The 10864-nt window shown below is 63.9% G+C and carries 9 protein-coding genes, 1 tRNA gene and 2 pseudogenes; 7 read left to right on the forward strand and 5 right to left on the reverse strand.

The genetic code is table 11. From position 1 onward, the window contains the following. A pseudogene (locus EN745_RS36565) lies at positions 1-183 on the forward strand (integrase); the annotation flags it as partial. 251 nt (positions 184-434) lie between these two features. Here EN745_RS36565 and EN745_RS20015 read toward each other — a convergent pair. The 3 genes from EN745_RS20015 to EN745_RS20025 form a co-directional block, all read right to left on the reverse strand. After that, complete coding sequence (locus EN745_RS20015) at positions 435-1430, reverse strand: ABC transporter permease (protein WP_126057072.1); 996 nt, start codon at positions 1428-1430, stop codon at positions 435-437. Between the two features lie 62 nt (positions 1431-1492). After that, a complete protein-coding gene (locus tag EN745_RS20020; RefSeq protein ID WP_127405744.1) occupies positions 1493-3037 on the reverse strand; it encodes a sugar ABC transporter ATP-binding protein in 1545 nt (514 codons plus the stop codon). Between the two features lie 114 nt (positions 3038-3151). After that, a complete protein-coding gene (locus tag EN745_RS20025; RefSeq protein WP_126057071.1) occupies positions 3152-4114 on the reverse strand; it encodes a sugar-binding protein in 963 nt (320 codons plus the stop codon). Positions 4115-4734: 620 nt separating this feature from the next. Between EN745_RS20025 and EN745_RS20030 the strand changes: the two genes are divergently transcribed. The 4 genes from EN745_RS20030 to EN745_RS20045 all read left to right on the forward strand — a co-directional run bounded on the left by EN745_RS20030 (position 4735) and on the right by EN745_RS20045 (position 7657). Beyond that, positions 4735-5850, forward strand: coding sequence for a LacI family DNA-binding transcriptional regulator (locus EN745_RS20030; RefSeq protein ID WP_189363096.1), 1116 nt, complete (start codon positions 4735-4737; stop codon positions 5848-5850). A gap of 71 nt (positions 5851-5921) precedes the next feature. Further along, complete coding sequence (locus tag EN745_RS20035) at positions 5922-6227, forward strand: DUF1778 domain-containing protein (RefSeq protein ID WP_126057070.1); 306 nt, start codon at positions 5922-5924, stop codon at positions 6225-6227. Continuing rightward, the gene (locus EN745_RS20040; RefSeq protein WP_127422072.1) at positions 6227-6763 is read left to right on the forward strand and encodes a GNAT family N-acetyltransferase; all 537 of its coding nucleotides are present in this window, start codon (positions 6227-6229) and stop codon (positions 6761-6763) included. Before EN745_RS20035 ends, EN745_RS20040 begins: the two co-directional genes overlap by 1 nt. A gap of 93 nt (positions 6764-6856) precedes the next feature. After that, positions 6857-7657, forward strand: a complete 801-nt coding sequence (locus EN745_RS20045; protein WP_126057068.1) for a class I SAM-dependent methyltransferase — start codon at positions 6857-6859, stop codon at positions 7655-7657. Positions 7658-7738: 81 nt separating this feature from the next. Here the strand turns inward: EN745_RS20045 and EN745_RS37660 are convergent. Then, a pseudogene (locus tag EN745_RS37660) lies at positions 7739-7843 on the reverse strand (sugar ABC transporter ATP-binding protein); the annotation flags it as partial. A 429-nt stretch (positions 7844-8272) separates the two neighbouring features. Here EN745_RS37660 and EN745_RS20055 point away from each other — a divergent pair. Both EN745_RS20055 and EN745_RS20060 read left to right on the forward strand, forming a co-directional pair. Then, a complete protein-coding gene (locus EN745_RS20055) occupies positions 8273-9748 on the forward strand; it encodes a benzaldehyde dehydrogenase (RefSeq protein WP_210212571.1) in 1476 nt (491 codons plus the stop codon). Positions 9749-9770: 22 nt separating this feature from the next. Beyond that, positions 9771-10538 carry a coniferyl-alcohol dehydrogenase gene (locus tag EN745_RS20060; protein WP_127422073.1) on the forward strand — a complete coding sequence of 256 codons (768 nt, stop codon included), beginning with the start codon at positions 9771-9773 and terminating at the stop codon, positions 10536-10538. Between the two features lie 51 nt (positions 10539-10589). On the opposite strand, the gene EN745_RS20065 is transcribed toward EN745_RS20060, so the two are convergent. Beyond that, positions 10590-10666: transfer RNA gene (locus tag EN745_RS20065), tRNA-Arg, on the reverse strand. Between the last annotated feature and the right edge of the window lie 198 nt (positions 10667-10864).

Consider the following 10864-nt stretch of genomic DNA (forward strand, 5'->3'; position numbering starts at 1 on the left):
GGCTTCGTCTATGTCTCGCAGGCACTGGTTGGTGAAGCTGTCGCGGCCGCCCAAACCGAGGATGGTCAATGGGCTCTTTCCTTCCATGCACACCAGCTCGGCATCATCGACACAAGGCGTATGACGCCTGTCCGCTGCAGCGCCGCGCTAACCAATCCGCTTGGCGCTGCAGCGGACAAATAGGGGGAGAACTGTTACCTATGTATCCGGTTCAAACTGTTACCCATCTATCGGCTGGACACTGATCGCAGCCTCGGCGCCTTTCTAGCAACATCCGAAATTGGCGAAATCATCGAAGAGAGCGCCCCTCTCCCCGTCACTATACGGGAAGAGGATGCCGGCAGGCAGGTGAGGGGCAGGACCGACGTCCGAAAAAGGGTGGCAGCACGCGAAGTTGAAACTGCCCGCTGCCTGCCGAGCTCGAACGAGGGAAGCTACTCCGCCGGCGCGCCGGCGACGTTCCTGCGCGTGGCGTCGATCATCTGCCGCCGCGCCCGGAACACGCCCCATTGCTGGTCGACGAGCACGCCGATCAGGATCACCCCGCCCATCACCGCGAAGTTCAGCGAGGACGGGATGCCAAGCAGGTTGACGAGGTTCTGCAGCTCCTGCAGCAGCACCGTGCCGAGGATGACGCCGATCAGCGAGCCTTCGCCGCCGCGCAGCGAGAAGCCGCCGAGCACGGCCGCGGCAATGGCATAGAGCTCGTAGAACTGGCCGTGGCTGGCCGGCGAGATCGAGCGCGTGTACATGGCGAAGTAGATCGCCGACAGCGCCGTCAGCACGCCGCAGATGACATAGGCCGCCATGACGATGCGGCCCGTGCGAATGCCCGAATATTTCGCCGCTTCCTCGTTCTTGCCGATGGCGTAGAGATAGCGCCCGAATACCGAGCGGTGCAGCACCACCCACATGACGATGGCGATGATGATCAGCGCGATGAAGCTGTTCGGCACGCCCCAGCTGCGTCCGGCGGTGAGGAATTCGAGGTCCGGGAAATTCTGGCCGAAGGCGAAGCCCGCCGTGCCGTCGGCGGTGTAGAAGCGCGCCACGCCGCGGTAGATGAGCAAGCCGCACAGCGTCACCACGAAGGGCTGCAGCTTCAGCCGCGTGATCAGCCAGCCATGCACCAGGCCGATGATGGCGCCGAGCGCGATGATCAGCACGAAGGCCAGCGGCCAGTCCAGCTCGCGCACGGCGATGAAGTCGATGAACAGCGTGCCGAGCAGCGCGACCAGCGAGCCGACCGACAGTTCGATGCCGCCTGTGATGATGACGAAGGCCTGGCCGATCGAAAGGATGCCGAACAGCCCGATCAGGTTGGAGGTGTTGGCAAGGTTGATCGGCAACAGGAAGCGCGGATTGATGGCCGTCACGACGGCGCCGACCACCAGGATAAGGACCAGCAGGCCGAGATCCTTCTTGCTCATCGTTGTCCTCCCCTTGACGGCAGGGTCCACGGTTTTGCGGCCGGACCCTGTGGCAAACAAAACTATTTCGGCGTCTTGCCCACAGCCAGCAGAAGCACGTTCTCCTGGCTGAAATGGTCCTTGTCGAGAATGCCGGATATCCGCCCCTCATGCATGACCGCGATGCGGTCCGACACCCCGATCACCTCTTCCATGTCGCTTGAGATCATCAGCACCGCGACGCCGGCATCGGCAAGCGCCCGCATCAGCCCGTAGATCTCGGCCTTGGCGCCGATGTCGATGCCGCGCGTCGGCTCGTCGAGGATCATCACCTTGGGGTTCATCGCCAGCCATTTGGCCAGCACCACCTTCTGCTGGTTGCCGCCCGACAGCGTGCCGGTGCGGGTCGCGACCGACGGCGCCTTGATGCCGAGATTGCTCTTCTGCTTCTCCGCGGTGGCAACTTCCGCGCTCGTCGAGACCAGCGAGCGCTTCGCATGCGCCGGCAGGTTGGGCAGCGAGATGTTCTGGGCAATCGATAGGTCGAGCAGGATACCGGTCAGCTTGCGATCCTCCGGCACCAGGAAGATGCCGCTCGCGACAGCGTCGGCGGCCGAGCCGAGCTTCAGCGTCTTGCCGTCGAGCGTAACGCTGCCGCCAAAGCATTCGTCGATGCCGAACAGCACGCGCGCCAGCTCAGTGCGGCCAGAGCCGACCAGACCGGCTAGTCCGAGGATTTCGCCATGGCGGACCTCGAGGTCGACGGGACGCTCCGGATAGGCGCTGGTGCGCACAGCCCGGACCGAGAGCGCGACGCCGCCCGGCGCATGCGCGGAATCCGAAACCCGCTCGCGTTCCTTCAGCATGCGGCCGATCATCAGCTTGACCATCTGGTCGTGGTCGATCTGGCTTTTCGCCAGCGTGCCGGCCAGCATGCCGTCGCGCAGCACGACGACGCGGTCGGCGACCCGCTCGACCTCGTGCAGCCGGTGCGAGATGAAGATGACGCTGATGCCTTCCACCTTCAGCGCCTTGATGACGTCGAGCAGCTTGTCGGTCTCGGCGATCGGCAGGCTGGAGGTCGGCTCGTCGAGGATCACCAGCCGCGCCTTGATCGACAGCGCCTTGGCGATCTCGACCATCTGCTGCTGGGCAAGCGACAGCGAGGCGACCGGCGCGTCGGCTGAGAAATTGGCGCCGACGCGCTTGAGCAGCGGCGCCACCATGTCGCGCAGCCTGCCGCGGTCGACCAGCTTCAGCGGCCCGGCCCGCAGCGGCTCGCGGCCGAAGAAGATATTGGCGGCGACGTCGAGATTCTCGAACAGATTGAGTTCCTGGTGCACGAAGGCGATGCCCGAACCGATGCTGGCTTCGACCGTGAGTCCCTCATGCGCGACGCCGTCGACGATGATGGTGCCGCTGTCCGGCCGCGTCACGCCGCCGAGGATCTTCATCAGCGTCGATTTGCCGGCGCCGTTCTCGCCGACCAGGCCGATCACCTCGCCCGGCCGCACCTCCATTGAGAAGCCGTCCAGCGCCACCACGCCGGGATAGGTTTTGCGCACGCCGTCCAGGCTCAGGAACGGAGCAATCGTGGATTGAGCGATGGATACGTCGGAATAATTCATCACGCCTGACAGCAGCCGGTGGGCGTTTGGCCTCAGACTGACGGGCCTTCGCGGGCCCGTCAATATGATCGCCGGCTCAAGGCAGATCCCTGAGCCGGCGAAACGTGCGTCGTCCTACTTGCCGGCCATCGCCTTGAGGTTCGCGGCGTAGGCGTCGACATCGTCCTTGCCGATGATCTTTGTCGGCACGATGATCAGGCCTCCCTCCGGGATGCCCGACTTGTCGCCCTTGAGATAGGCGGCCATCAGCTTCATGCCCTGATAGGCCCACTCGAACGGCTGCTGCACCACGGTGGCGGCAACGGTGCCTTCCTTGACGCCGCCCAGCGTGATCGGATCGTCGTCGAAGCCGACGACGGTGATCTGGCCGAGCTTGCCGGCGTCGCGCAGGGCTTCATAGATACGCGGCGTGTTGTAGGAGTAGAAGCCGACCATGCAGGTGATGTCGGGGCTGGCGACCAGCGCGTCCTCGACATTCTTCTTGGCGCGCGCCTGATCGATGTCGTCGCCGCGAACGTCGACCAGCTCGATCTTGCTGCCCTTGAGCCCGTCCTTCATGCCTTCGATGCGTTCTTTGGCATTGTCGGCGCCGAGCAGGCCGACGAAGCCCAGGCACTTGCCGCCGTCCGGCATCGCCTTCTTGGCGATCTCGGCGGCCTGCTTGCCGGCATCGACATTCGACGATCCGATATAGGCGACGCGCTTGGTCTGCGGGGCGTCCGAATCGGTGGTGAACAGTGCCGTCTGGGACGCGATCTTGTTCAGCCCGTCGGTCGAAGTCTTGGGGTCGACGGCGGAGACCATGATGCCCTTGACGCCGGCCGTCACCAGGTCGTCCATCAGCCGCTGCTGGATGGCGACGGACGACTGCTCCGGATATTTCAGCTCCAGATTGTAGTCCGGAAGCTCGCCTTGCGCCTTCTTCACGCCGGCTTCCGCCGCCTTCCAGAAGTCGGATGCGCCGTTGACGACGAAGGCCAGCGTCGGCTTGTCGTCGGCGCGCGCGATCGCGCTTGCCGACAGGCCGAGCGCCAGGGCCGCGGCGGCGATGGACGCAGTTCGGATCACAGATTTCATGTTCAACCTCCCTTTTGAAACACAGACAGAATGTGTCGCTTGCGGCGCGGGCGCCCCTCTCCTCAAGGGTTTGGCCCCAGATCCGGCAACCTGAGAATGGCGCCAATCCAGCCGCGACCGAGACACTAGACACTCATTCGCAGTTCGTAAATAGTCCGATTTGTCTGACATTTTCGTGAGTGTGCGGCGACCCTCTTCCGGCGGCTTGCCGGCCCGATGGCGCACCGCATCGCACGCCTTTACGCCACCAGCCGGAAGCCCGGATCCGGTAACGACGAGTTGACAGTAGAACGCTTACGGCTATTAGTAAATAGTATTAGTTATCGAGGATGGCCGATCCCGCCCGGGCGGGAGATCTGGCAGCCAAAGCAGAGCGCAAGGGAGGAAGAAGAGCGCCAGCGGCAAAGCGGGCCCATCGCGCGGAAATTCTAAGGAAAATCGTCAGCTTTGCTGACCTTGTCCGGTCGTTTCGTCGGCGTGCGGTGCGGCTGGCGCGGAATGCGTTGCGTGTGATAATAGTTATAATCAAGCTGCATTTCGATAAATGCGCTTCCACGAAAGCCATCTTGCCGTTGCTGCCGGCCTTTGCTTAACAACCGGCCGGGGTTGGGAAAACGACCATGAGCGAACCGACGGAATTGCGCGATCCCCCGGAGGCGTCCAGGCGACGCGCCGCCAGGCCCAAGGGCCGCGTCACCATGACCGACATCGCCAGGACCGCCGGCTGCTCGCAGGCGACGGTGTCGTTCGTGCTCAACAATTCGCCCGGCATCAGGCTCTCGCAGCAGACCCGCGACCGGGTGATCGAAGCGGCACGGTCGCTGGGTTACTCGCCGCCTGTGTTTTCCGCCCTGCGGCCGCCGGTGACGCCCTTCGAGGGGCTGGACGGCGTCATCGGCTTCGCCGTCGACCAGCTCGCCACCAGCCCCGAGGCGGTGGTCGCCATCGAGGGCGCGCGCCAGGCCTCGTGGAATGCCGGCAACGTGCTGCTTGTCGCGCAGACCATGGGCGATGCCGTCATGGAGCCGCGCGCTATTTCAGCGCTGACCAGGCGCGGCATCTCGGCGCTGATCTACATGACCATCTTCACCCGCGAGATCGCGGCGCCCGAGTTCCTCTACAGCCTCGACATCCCGGTCATCCTGCTCAACTGCTACACCGCCGACTATGCCTTCCCGGCGGTCGTGCCCTCCGAGATCGCCGGCGGCCAGAGCGCGACAAGGCATCTCATCGGCCACGGCCACCGCCGTATCGCCACCATCACCGGCGAGCCCTGGATGCAAGCGGCTCAAGATAGGCTGAAAGGCTATCGCCGCGCGCTCGCCACCGCCGACATTCCTTTCGATCCGGAGCTGGTGGTCGAGGGCGATTGGTCGGCCAGCGCCGGCTATGCCGCGACCGTCAAATTGCTCGCCCTGAAGGAGCGCCCGACCGCCATCTTCTGCCAGAACGACCGCACCGCGATCGGCTGCTACGAGGCGCTGAAGGAGGCCGGCCTGCATATCCCCGAGGATATTTCCGTCGTCGGCTATGACGACGAGGAGATCGCCCGCCATCTGTTCCCGCCGCTGACGACATCGATCCTGCCGCATATGGCGATGGGCCAATGGGCGATCGAGCAGTTGGAAGCGCCGCCCACGCCGGGCCGCGGCCGCTATCCCATCACCAAGCTGGAATGCCCGCTGGTGGAGCGGCAGAGCGTGGGCAGGCTCGGGGTCCGGGACGCTACGGGGTGAGATCCTGCGAGCCTGTATTGACATTGTCATGACAATTGCTAGATATCTGATCCTGATGCAGGAGGATTTCGATGCCGCAGTCCAATCATGCCGGCCGCGATCGCGATGCGGCGCGAAAGGATGATGTGATTCAGATCCGCGCTTCGGCGGGGACGAAGGCCATTCTCAGCCGCGCCGCGGGTTTGCGCGGGCAGAAACTGTCGGAATTCATGCTGGACAGCGCCCGCAGGCAGGCTGAAGAAACCATTCTCGACCAGCGCGCCTTCTTTCTCGATGCCGACGCGCATCAGAAATTGCTCGATCTGCTCGACGCCCCCGACAAACCGAACGAGGAACTTCGCGCGCGCATGACGCGCAAGCCCGCCTGGGAGCGCTGATGCCTGCTGGTGGAGGGCCGGGGTTGCGGGTCAGCCCTCCGGAACGGCTGACCGTCGGCCACGATGTGTCCCCGTTTCGTAACGGCAGGCATCCCACGCTCGATGACTGGTTGCGCAATCGCGCTCTTGCCGGCGAGGGCCTGTCCGCCCGGACCTATGTGATCTGTGACGCGAACATGAATAATCGCGTCATCGGCTACTATGCGATCTCGACGGCGATGGAAGAACGGATCGCGCTGCCAAGCGCGAAGCTGAGGCGGGGTATGCCCGAGCAGGTCCCGCTGCTGCTGATCGGCCGCCTGGCGGTCGATCAGGCATTCCAGCGACTTGGGCTTGGCGGGGACCTGCTTGCCGATGCGCTGCGTCGCTGCTTGGCCGTGTCGGAGATCGCCGGGGTTCGCGCCGTGGTGGCGCATGCGATAGACGATGACGCCGTCGGCTTCTATCAGCGGCACGGCTTCATTCTGTCTTCGCTGGGCGAGCGAGTGATGCTGATGCCGATCGAGACAGTGCAGGCATTGTTCTCGAAAGTCTGAGTCGTCCGGCCGCTCGAACGACGAGGTCGTCTTACCACCACTTGGCATCGATCCCGTCGAGGACTAGCCTGAGGCCAGCGAAGGGAGAGCGAGATGACGTCGAGCTTCACCGTGCACCAGGCATCCGGCTACGAGCAGCTGATGGGACGCTGGAGCCGCAGGCTGGCGCCCAAATTCATCGACTTCGCCGGCCTGGCCGGCGGCGAGAAGATCCTCGACGTCGGCTGCGGCACCGGCAGCCTGACCTTCGAGCTGGCGAAATCCGCCGGCCTCGCCGAAATCCAGGCCATCGACTTCTCGCCCGTCTTCATCGAGGCGGCCAAGGCACGCAACACCGATTCGCGCATCACCTTCAGCCAAGCGGACGCTACCGCCTTGCCGTTCGCGGACGACGCATTCGACCGCGCCCTTGCCCTGCTCGTGCTCCACTTCGTGCCGGAAACCGGCAAGGCGGTGGCCGAGATGCGCCGCGTGACGCGGCCCGGCGGCGTGATCGCGGCGGTGGTGTGGGACCATCTCGGCGGCATGCCCGGCATGCGCATGATGATCGACACGGTTGCCGCGCTCAGCGAAAGCGGCCGCCAGATGCGCAGCCGCTATTGCTTCCAGCCGATGATGCAGCCGGGCGAGATGAAGCGGACCTTTGTCGAGCAGGGTCTTGCCGACGTCACCGAGACCGAGCTGATGATCCGCATGGACTATGCGGATTTCGACGACTACTGGGCGCCGATCGGCGCCGGCGAGGGGCCGCTCGGCAAATACATGTCCACGGTCGACGCCGCAGAGCGGACGCGCATCGAAGCCGCCGTCCGCGATGCCTATCAGGCCGGCCGGCCCGACGGCCCGCGCTCGTTCGCCAATGTCGCCTGGGCCTGCCGGGGCGTTGTTCGCTAGAGGCGTTTTCGCGCTAAGTACTTGTTTTGATGCAATTCCGGACGGAAAACCGCCGCGTACTTTTCCTGTAATTCCTCCAACGCCGACCATCAGCTTGACGACCTCGTCATGGTTGGTCTCGGAGATCTTGCGCTCGCCGGACACCCCGCGCCTCGGCACGGCAATGCGGTCGGAGACTGCAACGATGATGCCCGGCGCAGATCGCAACCAACCAATCTGTCGAGCGCGCCGCTCTGCGCCGCTTGGCTTTCCGGAATCTCAAAAAAGACTATGACAGATAGCAATGCTATGCTATGCGGCATAGCAATAATGCTATTTGACATAGCGAATGATGGCAAGGGAGGAGCCACACAGTGCCGAGGTCGCGGTGTAATGGGTGAAGTCGGCCCCGTCTTGGTGATGGGGCCAGGCTGCATCCTCGATGCCACCGCGCTCGTTAGCCACTGCACCAAGCGCATGAGCCTACAAAGTACCAAAGACATTCTGTGCGCTTGAGGCGTTGCCGCGAACAGCCTCCGGCAAGATTCACCTGCTGCGGGCGCTGGCAGCGGCAGGACCAGATGCCCCGCGTGCGCAGCAGAGCAATTGCGAATGTTTGCAAGGGAGGATCAACGAGTGAACATCCAAAGCAGGAGCTTCATCGACGAGGCGCGCTGGACCGGCAAGGCATTTCTGGGTGGCTGGCGTGAGACGGCTGCCGGCGTCGCCGAGGTGCGCAATCCGGCGACCGCCATGTTGGTGGCCTCGGTGGGCGTCGGCGGCGCGGCAGACATCGGGCAAGCCGCGGTTGGGGCTTATCTGGCGCAGCCGGCCTGGGCGGCGAAACGTCCCTCCGAGCGCGCGGCCATATTGAACAAGGCGGCCGATATCCTGGAAGCCAATGGCGAAGAGCTCGTCGGCTGGATAATGCGCGAATCCGGCTCCATCCGGGCGAAGGCGCAAATCGAGATCGATCACGGGGCGGCCTTCATCCGCCACGCCGCGGCTGCCGCTGTCGAGCCGAACGGCATCGCCCTTCCCACCATGGATGCTGGACGCCAGAACCATGCGCGGCGGGTGCCGCACGGCGTGGTCGGAATTATCTCGCCGTTCAATTTTCCACTTGTCCTCTCTGTCCGCGCAATTGCCGCCGCTCTGGCGACAGGCAACGCCGTCGTCCACAAACCGGATCCGCGCACGCCGATTTCCGGTGGCATCATCATTGCACGTCTCTTCGAGGAAGCGGGCCTGCCCGCAGGTGTCCTCCATGTCGTCCCCGGCGGAATTGACGCCGGCGAGGCCCTCTGCACGGATGCGAACATCGCGATGGTCTCGTTCACGGGGTCGGCGGCGGCCGGGAGCCGGGTCGGCGAACTGGCCGGCAAGCATCTGAAGAAGGTTCAGCTTGAGCTCGGCGGCAAGAACGCCCTGATCATTCTCGATGATGCCGATCCGGACATCGCGGCGTCGAATGCCGCCTGGGGCTGCTTCCTGCATCAGGGCCAGATCTGCATGTCGACCGGTCTCATCCTTGTCGACGAGAAGCATGCCGATGCGATTGCTTCGCGCCTTGCCGCCAGAGCCGGACACCTGGTTGCCGGCGATCCCTCGACCGACCAAGTGGCGCTTGGCCCCATCATTTCCGATGCCCAGGTCGACAGAATCCAGGGCATCGTCGACGATGCCGTCGCCAAGGGCGCAAAGCTGCTCGCCGGAGGCAAGGCAAGCGGCCGCTTCTATCCGGCAACGGTTCTGTTCGGCATCGAGCGAGGCATGCGTGCGTTCGAGGAAGAAATCTTCGGGCCCGTCGCCTGCATTGCCCCGTTCCGCGACGAAGAGGCAGCGATCTCTCTCGTCAACAGCTCCGAATATGGCCTCGCCGCCGGCGTCATTTCGGCCTCCGTCGACCGCGCCAGGTCCGTTGGCGAAAGACTAGAGGTCGGCCATCTGCACATCAACGATCAGACCGTCAACGCCGGGCCGCACGCACCGTTCGGCGGCCGGCGGCGCTCGGGCAATGGCAGCCGCGTCTCAGGCCCGGCGATCTGGGAGGAATTCACGCAGTGGATGTGGATTTCCGTCAAGGAACAAGCAACGCCCTATCCATTTTGACCAATCCACGAAAGATCGAACCATGAATCTCTCCAACAAGCTTCTGGTCATTACCGGTGCGTCTTCGGGGATCGGAGCCGAGGTCGCCCGTCTCGCCCGCTTCCATGGCGCAAGGGTAATCGGCATCGACCGCAATGATCCCACGGTTACCCTGGATGGCTTCGTGAAGGCCGATCTCTCGAAGCCGGATACGATCGACGAGGCCGTTTTGTCCCTGCCCGCGCAATTCGATGGGCTTGTCAACGCGGCAGGCGTGCCGGGCACCGCCGACAAGGATACGGTCGCCCGCGTCAACTATCTCGGCCTGCGTCACCTGACCGAGACAGTGGTCGGAAGGCTTTCGCCGGGCGCGGCAATCGTCAACTTCGCATCGATATTGGGCGCCGCATGGCCGGAACGCCTCGCCCTGCACAAGGACCTGGCAACGACCGGGACCTTCCAGTCTGGTCACGACTGGTTGGCTGCGAATCCGGTTTCGCAAGACACCTGCTATCAATATTTCAAGGAAGCCCTGATCGTCTGGACGTTCATGCGGGCGCAGCAGCTCTTCCTCTCGCGTGACATCCGCATGAATTCTGTTGCGCCCGGCCCGGTCTTTACGCCAATCCTCGGCGACTTCATCACCATGCTTGGTCAGGATCGGGTCGAGGTTGACAGTGGCAGAATGAAGCGCCCTGCCTTTGCAGACGAGATCGCCCCGGCCGTCGTCTTCCTGTGCTCGGACGCGGCGCGCTGGATCAATGGCGTCAACCTGCCGGTCGACGGTGGCCTGGCCTCCACCTATCTCTGACGCGGCGTTCTCGCGCGATCGGTGCGAAAGCTATGGATACTTACTTGAAATTGGCGCACCCGACAGGATTCGAACCTGTGACCTCTGCCTTCGGAGGGCAGCGCTCTATCCAGCTGAGCTACGGGTGCTTCCCGGTAAAACGAACCAGCCGGTGAACCAGCCAGCCACGGCTTCTTAGCGGAAGCACGCGAAGGCTTCAACGGCCAATTGGGGTGGCAAGGCATTTGACGCCACAGGAGCGGTTAGGCTTCCCGAGGGCGTATGTGGCGGTCAAGGCTGCGCCGTATCTGCGTCGTTAGCAACCTTGCTGCTCCGACGCCTCACCC

The sequence above is a fragment of the Mesorhizobium sp. M4A.F.Ca.ET.022.05.2.1 genome, assembly GCF_003998845.1.
Classification (GTDB): domain Bacteria; phylum Pseudomonadota; class Alphaproteobacteria; order Rhizobiales; family Rhizobiaceae; genus Mesorhizobium.

Coding starts and splice junctions, on each gene's coding strand:
- EN745_RS20020 (WP_127405744.1), bottom strand. CDS start 3,037: ATGAATTATTCCGACGTATCCATCGCTCAATCCACGATTGCTCCGTTC.
- EN745_RS20040 (WP_127422072.1), top strand. CDS start 6,227: ATGCCTGCTGGTGGAGGGCCGGGGTTGCGGGTCAGCCCTCCGGAACGG.
- EN745_RS20025 (WP_126057071.1), bottom strand. CDS start 4,114: ATGAAATCTGTGATCCGAACTGCGTCCATCGCCGCCGCGGCCCTGGCG.
- EN745_RS20035 (WP_126057070.1), top strand. CDS start 5,922: ATGCCGCAGTCCAATCATGCCGGCCGCGATCGCGATGCGGCGCGAAAG.
- EN745_RS20045 (WP_126057068.1), top strand. CDS start 6,857: ATGACGTCGAGCTTCACCGTGCACCAGGCATCCGGCTACGAGCAGCTG.
- EN745_RS20060 (WP_127422073.1), top strand. CDS start 9,771: ATGAATCTCTCCAACAAGCTTCTGGTCATTACCGGTGCGTCTTCGGGG.
- EN745_RS20015 (WP_126057072.1), bottom strand. CDS start 1,430: ATGAGCAAGAAGGATCTCGGCCTGCTGGTCCTTATCCTGGTGGTCGGC.
- EN745_RS20030 (WP_189363096.1), top strand. CDS start 4,735: ATGAGCGAACCGACGGAATTGCGCGATCCCCCGGAGGCGTCCAGGCGA.